This window comes from Enterobacter sp. Sphag1F, assembly GCF_014193275.1.
In the GTDB taxonomy this organism is placed as follows: Bacteria; Pseudomonadota; Gammaproteobacteria; order Enterobacterales; family Enterobacteriaceae; genus Pantoea; species Pantoea symbiotica.
In genome coordinates, this window is record NZ_JACHZD010000003.1 from 572,444 (window position 1) to 595,840 (window position 23,397).

16 protein-coding genes and 1 riboswitch are annotated in these 23,397 nt (G+C 56.0%); of the genes, 6 read left to right on the plus strand and 10 right to left on the minus strand.

From position 1 onward, the window contains the following. Positions 1 to 19: 19 nt before the first annotated feature. From glgA to asd, 5 genes are all read right to left on the minus strand, one after another. A complete protein-coding gene (gene glgA / locus FHW71_RS13395) occupies positions 20 to 1,453 on the minus strand; it encodes a glycogen synthase GlgA (protein ID WP_008109867.1) in 1,434 nt (477 codons plus the stop codon). Between the two features lie 65 nt (positions 1,454 to 1,518). After that, positions 1,519 to 2,814, minus strand: a complete 1,296-nt coding sequence (gene glgC, locus FHW71_RS13400) for a glucose-1-phosphate adenylyltransferase (RefSeq protein ID WP_008109866.1) — start codon at positions 2,812 to 2,814, stop codon at positions 1,519 to 1,521. A 10-nt stretch (positions 2,815 to 2,824) separates the two neighbouring features. Beyond that, on the minus strand, positions 2,825 to 4,804 hold the full coding sequence (glgX, locus tag FHW71_RS13405) for a glycogen debranching protein GlgX (RefSeq protein WP_179451806.1): 1,980 nt from the start codon (positions 4,802 to 4,804) through the stop codon (positions 2,825 to 2,827). Beyond that, entirely contained in the window at positions 4,804 to 6,990 is a 2,187-nt protein-coding gene (glgB, locus tag FHW71_RS13410; RefSeq protein WP_179451805.1) for a 1,4-alpha-glucan branching enzyme, read from the minus strand. The genes glgX and glgB overlap by 1 nt, the downstream gene beginning before the upstream one ends. Positions 6,991 to 7,347: 357 nt before the next feature. After that, a complete protein-coding gene (gene asd / locus FHW71_RS13415; RefSeq protein ID WP_008109860.1) occupies positions 7,348 to 8,457 on the minus strand; it encodes an aspartate-semialdehyde dehydrogenase in 1,110 nt (369 codons plus the stop codon). Between the two features lie 196 nt (positions 8,458 to 8,653). On the opposite strand from asd, the gene FHW71_RS13420 reads away from it, so the two are divergent. Then, positions 8,654 to 9,247, plus strand: coding sequence for a YhgN family NAAT transporter (locus FHW71_RS13420; protein ID WP_008109858.1), 594 nt, complete (start codon positions 8,654 to 8,656; stop codon positions 9,245 to 9,247). A 63-nt stretch (positions 9,248 to 9,310) separates the two neighbouring features. Here FHW71_RS13420 and panS read toward each other — a convergent pair whose 3' ends face one another. From panS to FHW71_RS24020, 4 genes are all read right to left on the minus strand, one after another. Further along, the gene (gene panS, locus FHW71_RS13425; protein WP_179451804.1) at positions 9,311 to 10,234 is read right to left on the minus strand and encodes a ketopantoate/pantoate/pantothenate transporter PanS; all 924 of its coding nucleotides are present in this window, start codon (positions 10,232 to 10,234) and stop codon (positions 9,311 to 9,313) included. A 174-nt stretch (positions 10,235 to 10,408) separates the two neighbouring features. Beyond that, on the minus strand, positions 10,409 to 11,101 hold the full coding sequence (gene aqpZ / locus FHW71_RS13430) for an aquaporin Z (protein WP_008109855.1): 693 nt from the start codon (positions 11,099 to 11,101) through the stop codon (positions 10,409 to 10,411). A 264-nt stretch (positions 11,102 to 11,365) separates the two neighbouring features. Then, positions 11,366 to 12,721: a lysine-sensitive aspartokinase 3 gene (gene lysC, locus FHW71_RS13435; protein WP_008109853.1), complete on the minus strand. Its 1,356-nt coding sequence runs from the start codon at positions 12,719 to 12,721 to the stop codon at positions 11,366 to 11,368. A gap of 112 nt (positions 12,722 to 12,833) precedes the next feature. Further along, a riboswitch (Lysine riboswitch) is annotated at positions 12,834 to 13,028 on the minus strand. Positions 13,029 to 13,177: 149 nt separating this feature from the next. Continuing rightward, positions 13,178 to 13,312, minus strand: a complete 135-nt coding sequence (locus FHW71_RS24020; protein WP_256698111.1) for a hypothetical protein — start codon at positions 13,310 to 13,312, stop codon at positions 13,178 to 13,180. 89 nt (positions 13,313 to 13,401) lie between these two features. On the opposite strand from FHW71_RS24020, the gene pgi reads away from it, so the two are divergent. The 5 genes from pgi to FHW71_RS13460 all read left to right on the plus strand — a co-directional run bounded on the left by pgi (position 13,402) and on the right by FHW71_RS13460 (position 19,371). Continuing rightward, entirely contained in the window at positions 13,402 to 15,048 is a 1,647-nt protein-coding gene (gene pgi, locus FHW71_RS13440) for a glucose-6-phosphate isomerase (protein WP_061718416.1), read from the plus strand. Between the two features lie 523 nt (positions 15,049 to 15,571). Then, positions 15,572 to 15,820: an exopolysaccharide production protein YjbE gene (yjbE, locus tag FHW71_RS13445; RefSeq protein ID WP_008109848.1), complete on the plus strand. Its 249-nt coding sequence runs from the start codon at positions 15,572 to 15,574 to the stop codon at positions 15,818 to 15,820. Between the two features lie 73 nt (positions 15,821 to 15,893). Then, entirely contained in the window at positions 15,894 to 16,541 is a 648-nt protein-coding gene (locus FHW71_RS13450; protein WP_008109845.1) for a YjbF family lipoprotein, read from the plus strand. Beyond that, positions 16,538 to 17,275, plus strand: coding sequence for a capsule biosynthesis GfcC family protein (locus tag FHW71_RS13455; RefSeq protein WP_179451803.1), 738 nt, complete (start codon positions 16,538 to 16,540; stop codon positions 17,273 to 17,275). Before FHW71_RS13450 ends, FHW71_RS13455 begins: the two co-directional genes overlap by 4 nt. After that, entirely contained in the window at positions 17,275 to 19,371 is a 2,097-nt protein-coding gene (locus tag FHW71_RS13460; RefSeq protein ID WP_179451802.1) for a YjbH domain-containing protein, read from the plus strand. The genes FHW71_RS13455 and FHW71_RS13460 overlap by 1 nt, the downstream gene beginning before the upstream one ends. Positions 19,372 to 19,561: 190 nt before the next feature. Here FHW71_RS13460 and metH read toward each other — a convergent pair whose 3' ends face one another. After that, on the minus strand, positions 19,562 to 23,245 hold the full coding sequence (gene metH / locus FHW71_RS13465) for a methionine synthase (protein WP_179451801.1): 3,684 nt from the start codon (positions 23,243 to 23,245) through the stop codon (positions 19,562 to 19,564). Positions 23,246 to 23,397: the final 152 nt, after the last annotated feature.

Sequence of the window (23,397 nt, forward strand, 5' to 3'; positions counted from 1 at the left end):
CAAGTATCCCAATCTCTCATTACAGCAAACGTTGATAAAGATCGCGGTAGGCTTGTGCTGCCACCTGCCAACTAAAATCCATCCCCATCGCCTGCCGCTGAACGTAGCGCCAGAGTGCAGGACGAGACCACAGAACAAATGCGCGCCGAATCGCCCGCAGCAGCGACCAGGCATTACTGTCTTCGAAAGTGAAACCGCTGGCGACGCCATCCGCCAGGTTCTCAAGGGAGCTGTCTTGTACCGTATCCGCCAGTCCGCCGGTGCGACGCACCAGCGGCAGCGTGCCATATTTCAAACCGTACAACTGGGTTAAGCCGCACGGCTCAAAACGGCTCGGCACCATAATCACATCCGCGCCGCCGACAATGCGGTGCGAGAAGGCTTCGTGATAACCAATCTGCACACCAACGCGGCCCGGATGCTCCGCCGCCGCCGCAAGGAAACCTTGCTGCAGCTCGGCATCGCCCTGGCCGAGCAGCACCAGCTGTCCGCCCTGCGCCAGCAAACCCGGCAGCGCTTCCAGCACCAGATCCAACCCTTTCTGTTTGGTCAGACGGCTGATAACGCAGAACACCGGCGCTTTATCATCCACCTTCAGGCCCATGGCAATTTGTAGCTGGCGCTTGTTCTCCGCTTTGCTCTCCAGCGTTTCGCTGTCGTAGCGCGCGGTGAGCAGCAGATCGTGTGCCGGGTCCCAAATGCCCGGATCGACGCCGTTCAAAATCCCGCTCAGCCGCCCTTCACGCAGTCGCTGCTCGAGCAGCGCTTCCATGCCGTAACCAAATTCCGGTCGGGTGATCTCCAGCGCGTAAGTCGGGCTGACCGCCGTTATATGATCGGCATAAAACAGGCCCGCCTTGAGGTAAGAAATTTGCCCGAAGAACTCCAGCCCATGCATGTCGAAGAAGGCGCGCGGAATCTGGATCTCATCCAGATGACGTGCAGAAAACAGCCCTTGATACGCCAGGTTATGCACGGTAAATACCGTTTTCGCCGGACGACCGCGCGCGGCGATATAGGCGCAGGTTAAGCCTGCATGCCAGTCATGCGCGTGCACGATGTCTGGCTGCCAATCCGTATCAAGCCCGCTGGCAATCTCGGCACCCATCCAGCCCAGCAGCGCAAAACGCAGATAGTTATCCACGTAAGCAAACTGCGAGGTATCGTGATACGGGCTGCCGGGACGTTCATACAATCCCGGCGCATCGATTAAATAAATACCAACGCCGTTAAAATGTCCAAAAAGTAAGCGTACCGGCCCAGCAAAAGTTTGCAACTCCGCCAGGACCTCAGTATCAGGAATTCCTTTACGCAGATCCGGATAGGCGGGAATCAACACCCGCGCATCCGTACCATCGGCTATTTGCGCCTGTGGTAATGCACCGACGACATCAGCCAGTCCGCCGGTTTTCAACAGCGGGAAAAGCTCTGAACAGACATGTAAAACCTGCATCCTGAACCCCTATTATGTGACCGCTCGCGTTCCCCGCGGCGATTGCCTGTGTGCTTGTTCGTGACCTAGTTCCCTGCTGCGCCAGCCAATTTGGCCAGCATGGCGCGCGTCACCAGTACGATGCCCTCTTCTGAACGGTAGAAACGACGGCTGTCTTCATCGGGGTTTTCGCCAATGACCATGCCTTCTGGCAGCTCGCAGGCGCGATCGATCACGCAGCGACGCAGACGACACGATCGGCCAACCACCACATCAGGCAGCAGCACTGCGGAATCAATATTGCAAAACGAGTTGATGCGAATGCGTGGGAACAGCACCGAATTCACCACCACCGAACCGGAGATGATGCAGCCGCCCGACACCAGCGAATTCATCGTCATGCCGTGGCTGCCAGATCGATCCTGAACAAATTTCGCCGGCGGCAGCGGCTCCATGTGGGTGCGAATCGGCCAGCTGTGATCGTACATATCCAGCTCGGGCGTGACTGACGCCAAATCGAGATTGGCGCGCCAGTAAGCTTCCAGCGTCCCGACGTCGCGCCAGTACGGCTCGGCGTTTTCGTCAACCTGCACGCAAGAGAGTGTGAAGGAGTGCGCATACGCCTCGCCGCTGGCGACGATTTTCGGCAGCAGATCTTTGCCGAAATCGTGGCTGGAATCGGCCACTTGCAGGTCCTCTTCCAGCAGCTGATATAAGTAATCGGCGTTGAACACGTAAATGCCCATACTGGCCAGCGCTCGGCTGTCATCACCCGGCATTGACGGCGGCTTCGGCGGTTTTTCGACAAAATCGACCACGTTGTTTTCCGCATCCACCGCCATCACCCCAAACGCCGTGGCTTCGGCCAACGGCACCGGCAAGCAGGCGATGGTGCATTTCGCGCCGCGATCGACATGGTCGAGCAGCATGCGCGAGTAGTCCATTTTGTAGATGTGATCCCCGGCGAGAATCACAATGTACTGCGCGTTGTAGCGGCGAATAATGTCGAGGTTTTGCGTCACCGCATCGGCCGTGCCGCGATACCAGTGTTCGGTAGCGGCACGCTGCTGCGCCGGCAGCAGATCGACAAACTCGTTCATCTCTTCGTTGAACAGCGACCAGCCGCGCTGGATGTGCTGCACCAGCGTATGTGACTGATATTGGGTGATCACGCCGATGCGCCGAATGCCCGAGTTGATGCAGTTGGACAGCGCAAAGTCGATGATGCGGAACTTGCCACCGAAGTGCACGGCAGGTTTGGCGCGTTTCGCGGTGAGATCTTTCAGGCGCGTACCGCGCCCGCCAGCAAGGATCAGGGCAACCGTTTGTGTAGGGAGCTGGCGCGCCAGCATCAGATGATCTGTTCTATCTAATTTCACCATGTCTGACTCCTTATGATTGCTTTAGGAACACACACACACCGTGTGCGGGACCGTGCCAGACAGTTGTCAGGATGGGGTTATCTTCCCCGGCGAAAGGAGGAATGGCACGCCACTCTCCGTCTGGTAAGGCGATATCACTCACCGATTCCGTGGCGTTTATTGTTATTAACCAGCGGCCGGAGAGCAGGATCTGCATTCTGTGCGTCCCCTGTTCCCACTGCTCGGCTTCCAGTGGTGTGCCGCTGGCATTGCACCACTGCACGCTGCCATCGCCCTCCTGCCACCAGCGATCCTGCGTCAACGCGGGAATGCGCTGACGCAGGCGGATTAACGCAGCAGTGAAGTCGACCAGGCCAAAATCATCCTGTTGCCAGTTCAACCAGGTCAGCGGATTGTCCTGGCAATAGGCGTTGTTATTACCGTGCTGGCTGTGACCGCGTTCGTCACCCGCCAGCAGCATTGGCGTGCCCTGCGCCAGCAGCAGCGTAGTCAGCAATCCATGAACACTACGCCGCCGCCGTTCAACAATATCGAAATTGACCTGCAGTCCCTCTTTGCCGTGGTTATGGCTGAAGTTGCTGCTGCTACCGTCGCGATTGTCTTCGCCGTTGGCCTGATTGTGTTTGTTGTTGAAGCTCACCACATCGCGCAGCGTGAAGCCGTCGTGAGCGGTGATCAGATTGATGCTGGCGTGCGGCAGACGCGCCTCACGCTGGAAAACGTCGCTGGATGCAGCAAAACGGCGGGCAAAATCGCCATTATTCAGTTGACCATGCAGCCAGTAACGGCGCGCCGCATCGCGAAAATGGTCGTTCCACTCGGCGAAGTCCGGCGGAAAGTTGCCGACCTGATAGCCGCCGGGACCGATGTCCCACGGCTCGGCAATCAGCTTCACTTGCGACAGCAGCGGACAGGCTTTGATGGCGGCAAACAGCGGCGCATCCTGATGAAATTCCGGCGTGCGACCCAACACGCTGGCGAGGTCAAAACGGAAACCATCAACATGGCAAACGCGCACCCAGTAGCGCAGTGCTTCCAGCGCCCACGCCATCACCTGCGGATGGCTGAGGTTCAGCGTGTTGCCGCAGCCGGTCCAGTTTTGGTATTCGCCGTTGCCATCCAGCCAGTAATAGCTGGCGTTATCCACGCCGCGCAGCGAAATCGTTGGCCCGATCTCTTCCAGCTCGGCGGTGTGGTTGAACACCACATCGAGAATCACTTCGATGCCCGCCGCGTGCAGTGCTTTGACCGCCTGCTGAAACTCCTGCAGCGGCGATAAACCGTTTTCGCCCGAAGCGTAACGCGCATCCACCGCCCATAAGGCAAACGGATTGTAGCCCCAGTAATTACTCAAGCCTAAACGGCGCAGGCGCGGCTCGCTGGTGAATTGGGCAATCGGCAACAGCTCAAGCGCGGTGATGCCGAGATGGCGCAGGTACTTCACCATAGCAGGATGACCCAGCGCCGCATAAGTGCCGCGCAGCCTTTCCGGAATTTCCGGATGCTGCTGCGTTAAGCCACGTACGTGCGCTTCATAGATCACCGTGTTGCCCCACGGCGTACGCGGCGCACGATCGCCTTCCCAGTCAAAATCTTCGGCAATCACCAGCGATTTCGGCGCGATGGCAGCGTTATCCACACCGTCCGGCTCACGTTCGCCGCCGCTGAAACGCGCGTCGTCCGCCACTTCATCCGTTACCGCTTTGGCACAGGGATCGACCAAAAGCTTGGCGGGATTAAAACGATGTCCCTGCTGCGGTGCCCACGGGCCGTGTACGCGATAGCCATAGCGCTGGCCGGGCTTAAGCGCGGGAAAATAGCCGTGCCAGATATCACCGCTGCGCGCGGGCAGCGCGAAACGGCGCTCAGCACCGTGCGCATCGAACAGGCAGAGTTCGACGTGTTCGGCATGCCGGGAGAACAGCGTAAAATTAACGCCGTGCCCATCATAGTGCGCACCTAACGGTTCCGGCTGCCCCTGCTCCAGCATCAGTCGCTCTCCCGCACCAGCCAAAGCGTTGCCAGCGGCGGTAAGGTCAAACTCAGCGACTGTGGCCGACCGTGGCTTTCAATCTCATCGGTATGCACTACGCCGTGGTTGCGCGTGTCGCTGCCGTGGTAATCGTGCTGATCGGTATTCATGATCTCGCGCCAGCCGCCACGCTGATTGACGCCGAAGCGATAGTGCGGACGCGCTACCGGCGTAAAGTTGCTGACCACGATGATTTCATTGCCCTCGCGATCGCGGCGCACAAACACAAATACCGAATTTTCATGGTCATCGACCACCAGCCACTCAAAACCTTGCCCATCAAAATCGAGCTGATGCAGCGGCGCAAAATGGCGATAAGTGTGGTTGAGATCGCGCACCAGACGATGCACGCCGTTATGCCAGTTATCCTCACCTTCCAGCAGATGCCAGTCGAGGCTTGCATCGTGGTTCCACTCGCGCCCCTGCGCAAACTCGTTGCCCATAAACTGCAGCTTCTTGCCGGGGAAGCCCCACATCCAGCCGTAATAGGCGCGCAGGTTAGCGAACTTTTGCCAGGCATCGCCGGGCATGCGATCGAGGATCGAACGCTTGCCGTGCACCACTTCGTCGTGCGACAGCGGCAGCACAAAGTTTTCGGTGTAGTTGTAGAGCATGCCGAAAGTCATCAGCTGATGATGGTAGCGACGATGTACCGGATCGAGTTTCATGTAATCCAGCGTGTCGTGCATCCATCCCAGATTCCATTTAAACCAGAAACCGAGGCCGCCATCTTCCGAAGGACGCGTGACGCCAGGATAATCGGTGGACTCTTCGGCTACCGTGACACTGCCGGGCGCGGCGCGACCCAGAATGCGGTTGGTATGACGCAGGAAGGAGATCGCTTCGAGGTTTTCGCGTCCACCAAAGTGGTTTGGCACCCATTCGCCTTCGGCGCGGCTGTAGTCGCGGTAGATCATTGACGCCACCGCATCGACGCGCAGGCCATCAATGCCAAAGCGCTCCATCCAGTACAAGGCGTTGCCGGAGAGATAATTGCTGACTTCACGACGACCAAAGTTGTAGATCAGCGTGTTCCAGTCCTGATGAAAACCTTCGCGCGGATCGCTGTGTTCGTAGAGTTCAGTGCCATCGAACTTCGCCAGGCCGAAATCATCACTTGGGAAGTGGCCAGGCACCCAGTCGAGCAGCACGTTAATGCCGGCATCATGTGCGGCGGCAATAAAGTGACGGAACTCATCGCGCGTCCCGAAACGGCGCGTCGGCGCATACATGCCGAGCGGCTGATAGCCCCAGCTGCCGTCAAACGGATGTTCGTTAATCGGCATCAGTTCGATGTGGGTGAAGCCCATCTCTTTGACGTAGGGTATGAGTTGCTCCGCCAGCTCTTTGTAGCTGAGCCAGAAGTTATTATCGGTGTGACGTCGCCATGAACCGAGGTGCACTTCATAGATCGAAATCGGCTGGTCAAATCCATTGGCGGCTTTGCGCCGTGGTTGCATTTCGGTTTTAGGCGGCAGTCCGCAGATCATCGAGGCAGTTTGTGGACGCATCTGCGCTTCAAAGGCGAAGGGATCGGCTTTGATGCGCATCTGGCCAGAATTATCCACGATTTCAAACTTATACAGCTGGCCATTCACCGCGCCCGGCACAAACAGTTCCCAGACGCCGAGTTCACGGCGGAAACGCATTGGATGACGTCGGCCATCCCAAAAGTTGAACTCGCCCACCACCGATACGCGACGCGCGTTAGGTGCCCAAACGGCGAAGCGCGTGCCGTGCACGCCATCAATGGTGGTGCCGTGCGCGCCAAGAGTTTCGTACGGACGCAGATGCGTGCCTTCACCCAATAACCATGCATCCATCTCCTCCAGCAGCGGGCCGAAGCGATAGGCATCGTCAATCAGGTTTTGCTGGCCGTGCCAGTTCACCGCCAGCTGATAGCCAAACAGGTTTTTACGGCGCGGAATCACCCCACAGAAGAAACCGCGTGAGTCGAGGCAGGTAAGCTGGGCGCATTTGCGTCCAGTATTGGTTTCAATTACCCAAACATCGGAGGCATCGGGCAGCAGCGCACGCACTTCAAGGCCTTGGGCAGTTTGGTGCATTCCCAGTAGTGAAAAGGGATCGGCATAATTCCCGGCAAAAAGGGCATTGATCGCCTGGCGATCGGGAAGCTCTGACATGACTTTCTTCCTATGATTTTGCGCAGGCGACCAGAGTCGGCAGGATTATCGCCTCGGGTGCGCTGCTTTTCATTGAGCCATAGGTACACCGCGAGGACACAACCGTCCGTGGGAAAGATCATCACCGTGTACAACAACCATTTAGTTCGAAAAAACGAAAACAGTTAACAACCGGCACATCTCTGTTAAATCATAGCTTGAGGCTGGCAGAAGCCAGGGAGGATCGTGAAAAATTCTTATCGGGCGAGCAAAAAGGGGAAGCGGATCACTTGTCAGGCGCAATTTGCATGAATTTTTGCAGCCTGGATAACTAAAAAAAGGCCGGGAAACCCCGGCCTGTCTGGTTTGCCGCTGCGCTTAGTCGATCAGCAGACGCAGCATGCGACGCAGCGGTTCAGCCGCGCCCCACAATAACTGATCGCCCACGGTGAAGGCGGACAGGTATTCCGGTCCCATGTTCAGTTTGCGCAAGCGACCCACTGGCGTGGTTAAGGTACCGGTGACGGCAGCGGGTGTCAGTTCGCGCATGGTGATTTCGCGATCGTTTGGCACCACTTTTACCCACTCGTTATGCGAAGCCAGCAGCTGTTCGATTTCGCTCAGCGGCAGATCTTTCTTCAGCTTCAGGGTGAATGCCTGGCTGTGGCAGCGCAATGCGCCAACGCGCACGCACAGGCCATCAACCGGAATCACATTGCTGGTGCGCAGGATTTTGTTGGTTTCCGCCTGGCCTTTCCACTCTTCGCGGCTTTGGCCGTTATCCAGCTGCTTGTCGATCCATGGAATCAGGCTGCCCGCCAGCGGCACGCCGAAGTTGTCGGTTGGCAAGGTGCCAGAGCGGGTGAAATCGGTCACGCTACGTTCGATATCCAGAATCGCCGACGCCGGATCCTGCAGCGATTTCGCCACGTGGTCATGCAGCATGCCCATCTGCGTCAGCAGTTCACGCATATGACGCGCGCCGCCGCCCGATGCCGCCTGATACGTAGCAACCGAGGCCCACTCAACCAGATCGTTAGCGAACAGGCCGCCCAGCGACATCAGCATCAGGCTGACGGTGCAGTTACCGCCGACAAAGGTTTTGATGCCGTTGTCGAGGCCCTGACGAATCACGTTATGGTTAACCGGATCGAGAATGATGATGGCGTCATCTTTCATGCGCAGCGTGGAAGCCGCATCAATCCAGTAACCCTGCCAGCCGCTTTCGCGCAGCTTCGGATAGACTTCACTGGTGTAATCACCGCCCTGGCAGGTGATAATAATATCCAGCGCCTTCAGCGCCTCGATATCAAAAGCATCCTGCAGCGCACCGGTCGACTTACCGCCGAATGTTGGTGCCGCCTGACCAAGCTGTGACGTGGAGAAGAAGACCGGATTGATGACATCAAAATCGCGTTCTTCGCTCATGCGTGACATCAGCACTGAGCCGACCATGCCACGCCAACCAATAAAACCTACATTCTTCATTTTCTGTCCGTCTCGGGTGCTCTCGAAAGAGGCCGTGTGGTGCGAGGAAAAGACTGGCCGGATAATCGTGCCAGTCTGCGTAATAATCAGGTTTACCTATGACCGTCAACTCTACAAAATGCAGCACTTCTGGCAAGTGAATTAATTCGATTGCGTTAACTTTTTCAGCAGTACAACTAATAATGGCTAACCCAACATGACTGAAATGATATCCGCGACCATATTGCTGCTGTTGATTATGGACCCGCTGGGCAACCTGCCGATCTTTATGTCGGTCTTGAAGCATCTGGAACCCAAACGCCGCCGCGTGGTGCTGATGCGTGAAATGCTGATCGCGTTGATTCTGATGCTGCTGTTTTTATTCGCCGGTGAACGCATTCTGGCGTTTCTTAATCTGCGCACCGAAACCGTGTCGATTTCCGGCGGAATCATTCTGTTCCTGATCGCCATTCGCATGATTTTCCCTTCGGAGGAGAGCAGCTCCAGCGGCTTACCCGCCGGAGAAGAGCCGTTCCTCGTGCCGCTGGCGATCCCGCTGGTGGCCGGTCCGTCGCTGCTGGCGACGCTGATGCTGTTGTCGCACCAATATCCCAACCAAATGACGCATCTGGTCGGCGCGCTGCTGATCGCGTGGGGCGTGACGGTGGTGATTTTGCTGATGTCGGGGCTGTTTTTACGCCTGCTGGGCGACAAAGGCGTAAACGCCCTGGAGCGCCTGATGGGCTTGATTTTGATTATGCTGGCGACGCAGATGTTTCTGGATGGAATTCGTACGTATCTGAAGTTGTAACAGCAGATAGGTGCGTTTTGTAGGGTCGCCATTCATGGCGACCGCTGTTTACGGAAACCGCAATTACTTCTGCTTCTTATCGATCGGTTTACCCGACCAGTAACCGGCCAGCAGCGAACCTGACAGGTTGTGCCATACTGAGAACAGCGCGCCCGGCAGTGCAGCCAACGGCGAGAAGTAGAGTTTGCCCAATGTGGCCGCCAGACCTGAGTTCTGCATACCCACTTCCAGCGCCAGCGTGCGGCAGGTCGATTCATCGAAGCCAAACAGCTTGCCACCCCAATAACCGCCCAGCAGACCAATCGCGTTATGCAGGATCACCGCCACAATCACCATCAAGCCGACGGAACCGATAAAGCCCTGGCTGCCTGCCACCACCGCGCTAATGATCAGCAGAATACACACCATCGAAAACGCCGGTAGATACGGCTCAACGCGGCGCACCACGCTGTTCATGGAGTGATGAATAATCAGGCCGAGGCTAATCGGAATCACCACGATTTTCACGATGCTGAGCAGCATGCCGACCACATCTACTTGAATGTGCGTATCGACATAGAAGCGAGTCAGCAGCGGCGTGGCGAAAACCCCCACCAGCGCCGACACGGATGAGATGGTCACCGACAGCGCCACATCACCCTTCGCCAGATAAATCATCACGTTAGAAGCGGTACCACTCGCCACGCTGCCGACCAGAATCATGCCTGCCGCCAGATCAGGTGGCATCTGGAATAGCTTTGCCAGACCCCACGCGGCCAGCGGCATCACCAGATAATGCAGGAAGGTACCAGCGATCACCGGCGCCGGACGCACCAGCACACGTTTGAAATCATCGATATTTAGCGTCACGCCCATGCCGAACATGATCAGCATCAGCAGATAGGTCACCCACAGCCCAATACCGAGAAAGGTGGTGGGAGAATAATAAGCAGCGACCGAGAGCAGCACGGCCCAGAGCGGGAACAGGCGGGTAAGTTTGCCGAGCATAACCAGACTTCCTTAGGAATTTTTTTATATTGCCACAGATGAAATGTCGCGCAGGGAACGACCACAGCGACGGACGCGGGATCATAACATTTCATTATCTTGACGTAAGGCGGGAAGTCGCTTGCGGGGGAAAATGCGGATCGGCTGCTGCCGATCCGCAGAAATACGGCGAAGTTACTCTGCTTTTTCCAGTACAAAGCGGTAGATCGCACCACCAATCGCGGCACCGATAATCGGTAACAACCAGAACATCCACAGCTGTTCCAATGCCCAGCCACCCTGGAAGATCGCCACACCGGTACTGCGCGCCGGGTTAACCGAGGTGTTGGTAACCGGAATGCTCACCAGATGGATCAGCGTCAGCGCCAGGCCGATAGCAATCGGTGCGAAACCTGCCGGAGCACGTTTATCGGTCGCGCCCATGATCACAATCAGGAACACAGCGGTCAGCACCAGCTCAGAGATCATGCCCGCTTGCAGGCTAAAGCCACCCGGCGAGTGTTCACCGTAACCGTTCGACGCGAAGCCGCTGGCCGCTGCATCGAAACCGGCTTTGCCGCTGGCGATCAGATACAGCACGCCAGCCGCCGCAATCGCACCGACCAGCTGCGCGATGATGTAAGGCACAACCTGCGCTGCCGGGAAACGTCCGCCAACTGTCAGGCCAATGGTGACCGCCGGATTAAAATGGCCACCTGAAATGTGGCCGACGGCAAATGCCATCACCAACACCGTCAAACCAAATGCCAGCGCGACACCAGCAAAACCAATACCTAACTGTGGAAACGCCGCGGCCAATACCGCACTGCCACAACCGCCTAAAACCAGCACAAAGGTGCCGAGTGTTTCAGCCACTAATCTTTTCATATCTATTCCCTCAAATAATTTAATGTTTTCGCGGCGGGATTATCGTTTTTGGCGATTAAAGCGCAACCGCTGAATGAGAGATTAGTGTGATTCTTAGGCAATTCCAGCGAAAACAAGACGGTTCTCGCTAGTTATAATGGGGTTTCTCAGAAATGTCTGGACCGAAAGTTTAGCTGCCGCTGGGCTTAAATTATTGTTTAAAAAAATTAACCAATAAAAAAGCCGGACCATGTCCGGCTTGATTTATATCGCTAAAAATTTGCCTTAAGAACCAAAAAGATTCTTGTGCAGCGCACGCACCACTTCTTCCGCGTCTGGGGTTGGAACCAGGAAGCAAAGGTTATAGCTGCTGGCACCGTAGCAAATCATGCGCAGGTTGAAGGGTTCTAGTGCTCCGAATACTTCTTTGCCGACGCCACAAGCTTTTGACAGATTGTTGCCGATGATCGCCACCAGCGCGAGGTTCTCTTCCACTTCCACACGGCATAGTGAAGAGAGTTCGGTCAGCAGCGCCTGGGTCAGCAAGCTGTCGCCGGTGGTGGTTGAACCGGTGCTGTCCAGCGTCAGCGCCACGCTCACTTCGGAGGTGGTTACCAGATCGACGGAGATGCTGTGGCGCGCCAGGATGTTAAACACCTCAGCAAGGAAGCCGTGTGCATGCAGCATATTCAGGCTATGCAACGTTACCAGCGTCTGCTTACGACGCAGCGCCAGCGCACGGAACAGCGGTGGATTTTTGGTTTCATTGCAGACGCGCGTACCGCCCGCAGCCGGATCTTTGCTCGAACCGACAAATACCGGGATATCGCTGCGCACGGCTGGCAGCAGAGTTGCTGGATGCAGCACTTTGGCACCAAAGATCGCCATTTCCGCCGCTTCTTCGAAGGTAATTTCTTCGATGCGTTTAGCGGTGGACACCACGCGCGGATCGGTGGTGTAGATACCGGCCACATCGGTCCAGATATCGATACGTGCAGCCTGCAGCGCTTCGCCCAGCAGCGCAGCGGTATAATCGCTACCGCCACGACCGAGCGTGGTGGTGCGGCCTTTAATTTCGCTACCGATAAAGCCCTGCGTCACCACCAGCGCTTCCGCAATGCGCGGCTGAAGTTGTGTTGCGGCCAGCTCTTTCAGCGTGGCGACTTCTGGTTCTGCACGACCGAATCGATCGCTGGTGCGCATTACTTTACGCACGTCAAACCATTCACTGTTGACCTGACGCTCGCGCAGAATCTCCACGAACAGCAGCGTCGACATCAGCTCACCGTGGCTCACCAGCTCATCGGTCAGCGCATGTGAGGTCGCCAGCGAAGTGGCTTCAGACAGCATGGTGATGTTTTCCAGCATGCGATCAATCTCTTCGCGGATCACATCCGGCGATTGCAGACGATCGATGATGGCGTATTGAATACGGCGGATTTCATCCAGCAGGTAAGCGCGCTGCGCTTGTTCCTGGCCTTCAGCAAGGGAAACCAGCAGATTGGTGACGCCAGCGGAGGCAGAGAGCACCACTAAGCGAGTATTAGCGTCCGACAGCACAACATCTGCGCTGCGGTTCATAGCATCAAAATCGGCAACGCTGGTGCCGCCAAATTTAGCCACGATAAGAGTTTGGGACATATTACGAACCCCGTGTCAGGTTATCTTTCTTCCGTTTTGGGGCGGAAGACATAGTAGCAGCCTAGGCACAAGAGAAGAGCAGAATTGGGCAGACAAGATCAGTAGTAGACAAGTCACCAAAAGCGCTTCACCTTGCGAACCGTCCGACTGTGGACGATTCTGGTGACAACCCAGAGGATTCAGCCCCTGCAGCCGACAGTGCAACACCCCGCGTGTTGCCCCACCTCGGCGTCACACCCCCTGATGTGTTATCTGCGGATACGGATCCTCAAACACACTGCCTGGGCGACGCGCCTCTTCTGGCTTACACCCGGAGGTGTAAGTAGCGCGCATAAATTACTGATTATTTTCCCCCCTGTCCATCCCTGCACTTTGAGGATTTCTCACTTTTACACTTCGGTAAACGCATCGTTGAACAAACGCGCCCGCCAACCGCGGCCTAAAGTAGTGTCCGAATCAGACAAAAGCGGCTTTTTTCTGATGCGGCACAGGGAATTCTCCTGGCGCAGCACCGACAATCGCTGCCGGATTTACCTGAAACAGTGCGGCCACGGTCACAAATTTTTTCCCTTCATTGGTAACTGTGGTCATACTCTTCCCCGTGCAAGAGTGCTATGGATGCCGGGCCAGCAGGATGCCCCGGATGGAATGACGGTTCTTATTTCAACTAGAGTGTTGCCATGAAAAATATCAATCCGACACAAACCGCTGCCTGGAAAGCGCTGCAGCAGCATTTTGACCAGATGAAATCGGTGCAAATCGCCGACCTGTTTGCGCAAGATGCCGATCGTTTTGCGAAATTCTCTGCCACTTTCGATGACCAGATGCTGGTGGATTTCTCCAAAAACCGCATCACCGAGGAAACCCTCGAAAAATTACAGGCGCTGGCTAAAGAGACCGATCTGGCAGGCGCCATCAAATCGATGTTCTCTGGCGAGAAGATCAACCGCACCGAAGAGCGCGCAGTACTGCACGTTGCGCTGCGTAACCGCAGCAACACGCCAATTGTGGTGGACGGCAAAGATGTGATGCCGGAAGTCAACGCGGTGCTGGCGAAGATGAAAGGCTTCTCCGAGCGCATCATCAGCGGAGACTGGAAAGGCTATACCGGTAAAGCCATCACCGACGTGGTGAACATCGGTATTGGTGGTTCAGACCTTGGCCCATTCATGGTGACCGAAGCGCTGCGTCCGTACAAAAATCACCTCAACATGCACTTTGTTTCTAACGTCGATGGCACGCACATCGCCGAAACGCTGAAAGATCTCAGCCCGGAAACCACGCTGTTCCTCGTGGCATCAAAAACCTTCACCACCCAAGAGACCATGACCAACGCCCACAGCGCGCGTGACTGGTTCCTGAAAACCGCCGGCGATCAGCAGCACGTGGCGAAGCACTTCGCAGCGCTGTCGACCAACGGTAAAGCGGTGGGTGAGTTCGGTATCGATACCGACAACATGTTCGAGTTCTGGGATTGGGTTGGCGGCCGCTATTCACTGTGGTCAGCGATCGGCTTGTCGATCATTCTCTCCATCGGCTTTGAGAACTTCGAGCAGCTGCTGAGCGGTGCGCATGCCATGGATAAGCACTTCGCCAACACGCCTGCCGAGCAGAACCTGCCGGTGCTGCTGGCGCTGATCGGTATCTGGTACAACAACTTCTTTGGTGCCGAAACCGAAGCGATTCTGCCGTACGACCAGTACATGCATCGCTTTGCTGCTTACTTCCAGCAGGGCAACATGGAATCCAACGGTAAATACGTTGACCGCGAAGGCAATCCGGTGGATTACCAGACTGGCCCAATCATCTGGGGCGAGCCTGGCACCAACGGCCAACACGCGTTTTACCAGCTGATTCATCAGGGTACCAAACTGATTCCATGCGACTTCATCGCACCGGCGCTGAGCCACAACGTGCTGACCGATCACCATCCGAAGCTGCTGTCGAACTTCTTCGCGCAGACCGAAGCGCTGGCGTTTGGTAAGTCACGCGACGTGGTAGAGAAAGAGTTTACCGATGCCGGTAAATCTGCTGAATCTGTCGCGCACATCGTGCCGTTCAAGGTGTTTGAAGGTAACCGCCCAACCAACTCCATCCTGCTGCGTGAAATCACCCCGTTCAGCCTCGGTTCATTGATTGCGCTGTATGAGCACAAGATCTTCACTCAGGGCGCGATTCTCAACATCTTCACCTTTGACCAATGGGGCGTTGAGTTGGGTAAACAGCTGGCAAACCGTATTCTGCCAGAGCTGGAAAATGACACTGAAATTAGCAGCCACGATAGCTCCACCAATGGCTTAATTAATCGCTATAAATCCTGGCGTTAATTTCCCGGCTAATTTGCAGAAGGCGGCGTAATTGCCGCCTTTTTTATGACAACCAGGACATCTCACTCGCAATATTATTATTTACCGCATTAAACAGGGTTAGAAAATTCTTAAAATGGAGTAAGGAAATTCGCAATTCACTTCAATCTACTGCAGCTTACTCCGCTTTAAAATGGACCTAATCCAACACCCTTGATAATTTATCCATCTGATAGATATATGATTTTTATTTAACCCTTCTGAGCAAATTCCGATTATTCTCATTCCGTACCAATATTTAGTGCAAAAGTGAAAAATTCTGCCGTGAAATGCCCAGGCATTCACTTATTCTATTAGCCCAAAAAAAGGCATTTAAAAAAAGCAGCTAACGCCAATTCGCCTTATTTATCACCAGAAACGTCCCTGGTTTGTGCCCTCTTTTACTCATGCTGAACTCTGGTAATTTGTTGCCCTATACTGAACGCGCCCGAAATCTGGGTAAATCCTACATTCATTGATTCATATAAATGCAGGAAACGTTGTTATGAAAAAACTGATGGTTGCCGGTGCAGCCTTACTTTACGTTGCCGTTTCCTCCGCTGCGATTGCCGCACCGGAAGAAGCTGGTGCTGCAGCAGGCGCACAGGCGGGAGCAATCTCAACTGGCGCGTCTACCGCTGTGGGTATCGGCGCGCTCGGTGCGTTAGTGGGTCTCGGCATTGCTGCTTCTGGCGGCGGTGACGGTGCAAATACCGGTACAACAACAACCACCACAACGAGCACCACTCGTTGATGTAGCACCTTTAAGCATAACCACACACCCGTGTGGTTATTTTTTGCTTGGCTTATTTAGACAGGGATACACAGTGCGCCGACTCTCTTTGCTACTTCTTTGCCTGTTGTTGCAGGCCTGCACACAAACGCAAAAAGGCCTCGAACAAACCGTGATGCTGGCCGTCAACGGCCCGGATGATGTCACGGTCACCGACGAACAGGTTGCTAACCTGCCCTACGCCAGCCTCTATGCCCGTATCAATGAAGGTCCGCGCATCTTCGTGGTGCTCGGTTACAACGAGAACGGCCAACAGAAGTGGATCACCCAGGATAAGGCGATGCTGGTGATGCAGCATGGCCGCCTAATCAAAACCCTGGGTTTACCGAGCAACCTCGCTGACGTCAGTAACCTGGCGCAGGATCCACTCGCCGATGCGCTGCATCTGCAAAACGGTGCCAGCTGGACGCGCGTGGTGCAGTGGCGCGAGCAAGACAAAGTGCGTGCCGCCACCGCCGTTTCACGTTTCGAGCGCGGTGACGATACGGTGCTGGATATCGCCGGTGAACGCGTGCCGTGTCGCGTCTGGCATGAAACCGTGCGCATGGAGAGCGTGGGCGCGGAGTGGCAGAACACCTTCTGGATCGATAACCGCGATGGCACGGTGCTGCAGGCCAATCAGATGCTGGCCGCTGATGCCTTCCCAGTTGAAACCACTATTCTGAAGCCGGCGAAATCATGAAAAAAATAACTCCAATGCTGGCAGCGTTAACGCTGCTCACGGCTGGCCACGCGCTGGCGGCGGCGCAAGTCACCGTGCACGCTTTACAGGGAAAAAACACTCTGCAAATCAACGATGCGCAGAATCTCAGTCAATTACTCACCCATCCTGAACTGCGCAGTTGGTGGCCGGGCACAGTGATTGCCGAGCGTGGCGCGACTGCGGTAGCACAGCAACAGCAGAAACAGCTGCTGGCCGATCTTCGCGCCTGGCAAACCGACAGCGGCGAGTCGTTAGCCGCAACCATCGGCTCGGTTATCCACCAGCTTGGCGCGGTGCAGGTAACGGGTCGCCAGTTCACCTCGCTCGATCCCGACGCCGTGCGCCTGCATCCACAGGATAACCGCACGCTGCAAGGCAGCTATGACCTCTACACGCTGGCACAACCGACGCAGGTGTTAGTGCTGGGGGCGTTGAGCAATCCGGGTAAAGAGAGCTGGCAGCCGGGCCGCGAAGTGCGTGATTACCTCGACGGCCACGATCGTCTTTCCGGCGCGGAACGTAGCTATGCCACGGTGATTGCGCCGTCCGGCAGCACTCAGCAAGTTCCGGTCGCTTACTGGAATCATCGCCATATCGAAGTGGAGCCCGGCAGCATCATCTGGCTCGGTTTCACCTCATGGAGCTTGCCATGGGGCCAAAGCGATTTGAATGAGCGCATGCTTTCCGTTCTGACTCACCGGATACCAGACTGATGAAAAAACAATTACTTCTCAGCCTGTTGGCTGCTTCTGTTTCCGCCGCTTGCCAGGTGCACGCGGAAACCTGGCCTGAACCGGTCGGTCCTTCGCAATCGGATTTTGGTGGCGTTGGCCTGATGCAGACGCCGACCGCGCGTATGGCGAAAGAGAGCGAGTTTAGCGTCAACTTCCGCGATAACGATCAATATCGCTACTATTCCGCCTCATTGCAGCTGTTCCCGTGGCTGGAAACCACCGTGCGCTATACCGATGTGCGTACCCGCCGTTACAGCGCGGTGGAAGGATTCAGCGGCAACCAAAGCTATAAAGATAAAGCCTTCGATGTGAAGCTGCGTTTGTGGCAAGAGAGCTATTGGCTGCCGGAAGTGGCGGTTGGCTCGCGCGATTTAGGCGGCACTGGCTTGTTCGACAGTGAATATCTGGTGGCGAGCAAGGCGTGGGGGCCATTCGATTTCAGTCTCGGTATTGGCTGGGGTTATCTCGGCAACAGCGGCACCCTCAAAAACCCATTCTGCTCGTACAGCGACAGCTATTGCAGCCGCAGCGGCGGCGGCGAAACCGGCACCATCAACGGTTCACAGATGTTCCACGGCCCGGCAGCACTGTTTGGCGGCGTGGAATACCAAACGCCGTGGCAGCCACTGCGTCTCAAGCTGGAGTACGAAGGCAACGATTATCAGGATGATTTCGCCGGTCGCCTGGAGCAGCGCAGCAAGGTTAACGTCGGTGCGATTTATCGCATCACCGACTGGGCGGACATCAACGCCAGCTACGAACGCGGCAACACCTTTATGTTCGGCTTTACTCTGCGCACCAACTTCAACGATCTGCATCAATCGCACATCGATAGCCAGAAGCCAGCCTACAACCCGCAGCCGCAGCCGCAGGGCGACTTGTTGCAGCCAACGGTGGTGGCGAACCAGCTGACCGATCTGAAGTACAACGCGGGACTGAACGGCCCACATATTCAGACCAAAGGCAGCACGCTGTATGTCTCAGGCGAGCAGACCAAATATCGCGACACGCGCGAAGGTGTCGATCGCGCCAATCGCATCATCATGAACAACCTGCCGGCCGGCATCGATACCATCGACGTCACCGAGTCGCGCTTTAATATGCCGCAGGTCAGCACGCGCACCAACGTTGCCAGCCTGCACAACGAGCTGACGGGTTATCCGCTGGGCCATGAACAGCCGCTGCAGCAGACGCGTGAAGATCCGGTTGATCCCGGCACCACCGAGCAAGGTTTCTTTATCCGCAAAGATCGTCTGAACTACAGCCTGTCGCCAGTGCTCAATCAGTCGGTTGGTGGACCAGAAAGCTTCTACATGTATCAGGTTGGCGTGATGGCCAATGCCGATTACTGGCTTACCGATCACCTGTTGGTCGGCGGCAGCCTGTTTGGCAACATCGCCAATAACTACGACAAGTTCAACTACAACGGCGCTCCGGCGGATTCCACGCTGCCGCGCGTGCGCACGCACATTCGTGATTACGTTGAGAACAACGTTTACGTTAATGACCTGCAAGCCAACTACATGCATGCGTTGGGCAACGGTTTCTACGGCCAGGTTTACGGCGGTTATCTGGAAACCATGTACGGCGGTGTCGGCGGCGAAGTGCTGTATCGTCCGATTGATAGCAACTGGGCATTCGGTGTTGATGCCAACTACGTGAAGCAGCGTGATTGGGACAACATGATGCAGTTCACCGATTACAAAGCGCCAACCGGAAATCTGACGGCGTATTGGCGTCCATGGTTTATGCAGGATGTGTTGGTGAAGGCCAGCGTCGGGCAGTATCTGGCGAAGGATAAAGGCGTGACGCTGGATGTGTCGAAGCGCTTTGACAGCGGCGTGATGGTTGGTTTCTATGCCACTAAAACCAACGTCTCCGCCGAACAGTATGGCGAAGGCACCTTCACCAAAGGCTTCTACATTTCGGTGCCAATGGACCTGTTTACCGTGACGCCAACGCGCGGCCGTGCGCAGGTGAACTGGGTGCCTTTGACGCGTGACGGCGGGCAAATGCTGGGTCGTAAATATCAGCTGTATGACCTGACGTCAGATCGGGATGCGCGGTTTAATTAATTGATTCATAAGCATTAACCGTAGGGTCGGCATTTATGCCGACCTTTTTCATTTGTGCGGACATATAAGAAGGTCGCCATGAATGGCGACCCTACGGAGCAGGTTTTGTAGGGTCGCCATTTATGGCGACCTTGTTCATTTGTGCGGACATGTAAGAAGGTCGCCATGAATGGCGACCCTACGTGATGCGTTAATCCGCGTCGTAACCCAGATTCGGCGCTAACCAGCGTTCGACTTCGGTGACGCTCATGCCTTTACGTGCCGCGTAATCTTCTACCTGATCACGCTGAATCTGCGCCACGGCGAAGTATTTGCTGTCGGGATGGCTGAAGTACCAGCCGGAAACCGCTGCACCCGGCCACATGGCGAAAGATTCGGTGAGCTTCATGCCGGTGTGCTTTTCCACATCCAGCAATTGCCAGATCGGCGCTTTCTCAGTGTGTTCCGGACAAGCCGGATAACCCGGCGCAGGACGAATGCCCTGATAATTCTCGCGAATCAACTCTTCGTTGCTGAGATTTTCATGGGCGGCAAAGCCCCAAATCACCTTACGCACACGCTCGTGCAGATACTCGGCAAAGGCTTCGGCAAGACGATCCGACACCGCTTTCACCATGATTTTGTTGTAATCATCGTGCTGCTTGTCGTACGCCTCGGCCAGCGCATCTTCCTCAATCCCGGCGGTAACCGCAAACGCACCGAGATAATCGGCTTTGCCGCTGGATTTTGGTGCCACGAAGTCGGCTAAACAGTAGTTGGCGAAGTCGGTTTTTTCGGTCTGCTGACGCAAGTGATGACTGACGCACAGCACCTGATTACGGTTCTCATTGCTGTAGATTTCAATGTCATCGCCGACACGGTTAGCCGGGAAAATCCCCACCACGCCGCGTGGATTGAGCGTGCCAGTCTCACTCAGCATATCGAGCATGGCGTTGGCATCGGCAAACAGGCGCTTAGCCTCTTCGCCCACCACTTCATCTTCCAGAATGCGCGGATATTTGCCGGCCAATGACCAGGTCATAAAGAACGGCGTCCAGTCGATGTAATTGCGCAGCGTTTCAATGCTGGCTTCGACCGGGCTCACGCCGAGACGATGCGCCACCGGCGGCGTGTAACTTTCCCAGTCGATGGCGTAATCATTATCGCGCGCGGTTTGCAGGCTCACCGGCGGGGTGCGCGGTTTTTTACGCCCGTGCTGAATACGCACCGTGTCGTACTCTTTGCGCGTGCGCGCCACGAAATCCTCTTTCAACGTATCCGACAGCAGCGATGACACCACGCCCACGGTGCGCGAGGCGTTCTGTACGTAGACAGTTGGGCCACTGTAGTTCTGTTCGATCTTCACGGCGGTATGTGCTTTCGAGGTGGTCGCGCCGCCAATCAGCAGCGGAATGGTGAAGCCCTGACGCTCCATCTCTTTCGCTACGTTGACCATTTCATCCAGCGACGGCGTGATCAGGCCGGAAAGCCCGATAATATCGGCGTTCTCGGCGATCGCGGTTTTAAGGATTTTGTCGCTCGGCACCATGACGCCGAGGTCGATAATTTCGTAGTTGTTACACTGCAGCACCACGCCGACGATGTTTTTGCCGATGTCATGCACGTCGCCTTTTACCGTCGCCAGCACGATCTTGCCGTTGCTGCGTCCAGCTTCTTTACTCGCCTCGATATAGGGTTCGAGATACGCCACCGCTTGCTTCATCACGCGCGCCGATTTCACTACCTGCGGCAGGAACATTTTGCCCTCGCCGAACAGATCGCCGACCACGTTCATGCCCGACATCAGCGGCCCTTCGATTACCTGAATCGGACGTTCATAGCCCTGACGCGCCTCTTCGGTATCCAGCTCAATGAATTCGGTGATGCCTTTGACCAGCGAATATTCCAGACGCTTTACCACGTCCCAGCTGCGCCATTCGGCTTGCTGTTTCTCCTGCTCGCCATCGCTTTTGCTGCCGCGATACTTCTCCGCCAGCTCCAGCAAGCGCTCGGTGCCATCGTCACGGCGGTTCAGCACCACGTCTTCCACCGCGTCGCGCAGTTCGGCAGGCAGATCGTCGTAAATCGCCAGCTGACCAGCGTTGACGATGCCCATATCCATGCCGTTGCGGATGGCGTAATAGAGGAACACCGCGTGAATCGCTTCGCGCACCGGTTCGTTACCACGGAACGAGAACGACACATTGGAGACGCCGCCGGAGATCATCGCGTGCGGCAGTTCGCGTTTGATATCTTCACAAGCGCCGATGAAATCCATCGCGTAGTTATTGTGTTCTTCGATGCCGGTCGCCACGGCGAAAATATTCGGGTCGAAAATGATGTCTTCTGGGGGGAAACCGACCTCTTCGGTCAGGATCTTGTAGGCGCGACGACAGATCTCGATTTTGCGTGCGCGCGTATCCGCCTGGCCCACTTCATCAAACGCCATCACCACCATCGCTGCGCCATAGCGACGTACTTTACGCGCGTGCTCGATGAAGGGTTCAACGCCCTCTTTCATCGAGATGGAGTTGACGATGCCTTTGCCCTGAATGCACTGCAGGCCTTTCTCGATCACTTCCCATTTCGAGGAGTCGATCATAATCGGCACGCGTGCGATATCGGGTTCGCCAGCGATTAGATTGAGGAAGCGCACCATCGCTGCTTCCGCATCCAACATCCCTTCATCCATGTTGATATCGATGATTTGCGCACCGCTCTCAACCTGCTGACGCGCCACATCCAGCGCTTCGTTGTATTTCTCTTCTTTAATCAGGCGTTTGAACTTGGCCGAGCCGGTAACGTTGGTACGTTCGCCGACGTTGACGAATAGCGAATCGGCCTGAATATTCAGCGGTTCAAGACCGGCTAAGCGGCAGGCAACCGGAATCTCTGGCAGCTGGCGCGGCGCAACGCCGTCTACCGCTGCCGCCATTGCCGCGATGTGTTCCGGCGTGGTGCCGCAGCAGCCGCCGATAATATTGAGGAAACCGGCGCGCGCCCATTCACCAATTTGCTCGGCCATAATCGCCGCATCGAGATCGTATTCACCAAAGGCGTTGGGCAAGCCGGCGTTCGGGTGCGCGGTGACGTAGCCTTCAGCAATACGCGACAGCTCCGCCACATACTGGCGCAGTTCATCCGGGCCCAGCGCACAGTTGAGGCCGAACGACAGCGGTTCGGCGTGACGCAGCGAGTTATAGAAGCCTTCAGTGGTTTGACCGGAGAGCGTACGACCGGACGCATCGGTGATGGTGCCGGAGATCATCAGCGGCAGCTTCACGCCCATCGCTTCCATCTCGGCCTGCACCGCGTAGATCGCCGCTTTGGCATTCAGGGTATCGAACACCGTTTCGATCATGATCAGGTCGGAGCCACCGGCAATCAGCGCATGTGTGGATTCACGGTAAGCTTCCACTAGCTGATTGAAGGTTACGTTTCGATAAGCGGGATCGTTAACGTCCGGCGAGATAGAACAGGTGCGGTTAGTCGGACCCAATACGCCCGCTACGTAGCGCGGACGGTGCGGCGTTTTCGCCGTCCACTCATCGGCACTGGCGCGCGCCAGCTTGGCGGCTTCGAAGTTGATCTCCGCCGACAGCGCTTCCATCGCGTAATCGGCCATCGCAATGGTGGTGGAGTTGAAAGTGTTGGTTTCCAGAATATCCGCGCCGGCGGCGAGATAGGCATCGTGGATTTCGCGGATGACGTCCGGTTTGGTCAGCACCAACAGATCGTTGTTGCCCTTCAAATCAGATGGCCAGTCGGCAAAGCGGCTGCCACGGAAATCCTGCTCACTCAGTTTATAACTCTGGATCATGGTGCCCATGCCACCGTCCAGAATCATAATGCGTTGTGCCAGCTGCTGCTGCAGCATTTCTGTTTTGTTGCTCACTCTCGCCCCGTCCACGTCATTGCGTTGGCTAATATGCCAGCCAGACATACTGGCACAACTTGCAGGTGATCAAAAGTCAGCTCAGATGAGACATTTTCAGCTTTTACCCATCACAGGTCTGACCAGAAAGTCAGCGTTTGCATTAATGCAGT

Bases quoted from the DNA above. Each gene is read 5' to 3' on its own strand.
- FHW71_RS13455 (WP_179451803.1), top strand. From the start codon at position 16,538: ATGAAAAAAATAACTCCAATGCTGGCAGCGTTAACGCTGCTCACGGCT.
- glgC (WP_008109866.1), bottom strand. From the start codon at position 2,814: ATGGTGAAATTAGATAGAACAGATCATCTGATGCTGGCGCGCCAGCTC.
- FHW71_RS13460 (WP_179451802.1), top strand. From the start codon at position 17,275: ATGAAAAAACAATTACTTCTCAGCCTGTTGGCTGCTTCTGTTTCCGCC.
- glgX (WP_179451806.1), bottom strand. From the start codon at position 4,804: ATGCTGGAGCAGGGGCAGCCGGAACCGTTAGGTGCGCACTATGATGGG.
- lysC (WP_008109853.1), bottom strand. From the start codon at position 12,721: ATGTCCCAAACTCTTATCGTGGCTAAATTTGGCGGCACCAGCGTTGCC.
- FHW71_RS13420 (WP_008109858.1), top strand. From the start codon at position 8,654: ATGACTGAAATGATATCCGCGACCATATTGCTGCTGTTGATTATGGAC.
- aqpZ (WP_008109855.1), bottom strand. From the start codon at position 11,101: ATGAAAAGATTAGTGGCTGAAACACTCGGCACCTTTGTGCTGGTTTTA.
- yjbE (WP_008109848.1), top strand. From the start codon at position 15,572: ATGAAAAAACTGATGGTTGCCGGTGCAGCCTTACTTTACGTTGCCGTT.
- glgB (WP_179451805.1), bottom strand. From the start codon at position 6,990: ATGTCAGAGCTTCCCGATCGCCAGGCGATCAATGCCCTTTTTGCCGGG.
- panS (WP_179451804.1), bottom strand. From the start codon at position 10,234: ATGCTCGGCAAACTTACCCGCCTGTTCCCGCTCTGGGCCGTGCTGCTC.
- pgi (WP_061718416.1), top strand. From the start codon at position 13,402: ATGAAAAATATCAATCCGACACAAACCGCTGCCTGGAAAGCGCTGCAG.
- glgA (WP_008109867.1), bottom strand. From the start codon at position 1,453: ATGCAGGTTTTACATGTCTGTTCAGAGCTTTTCCCGCTGTTGAAAACC.
- FHW71_RS24020 (WP_256698111.1), bottom strand. From the start codon at position 13,312: ATGACCACAGTTACCAATGAAGGGAAAAAATTTGTGACCGTGGCCGCA.
- asd (WP_008109860.1), bottom strand. From the start codon at position 8,457: ATGAAGAATGTAGGTTTTATTGGTTGGCGTGGCATGGTCGGCTCAGTG.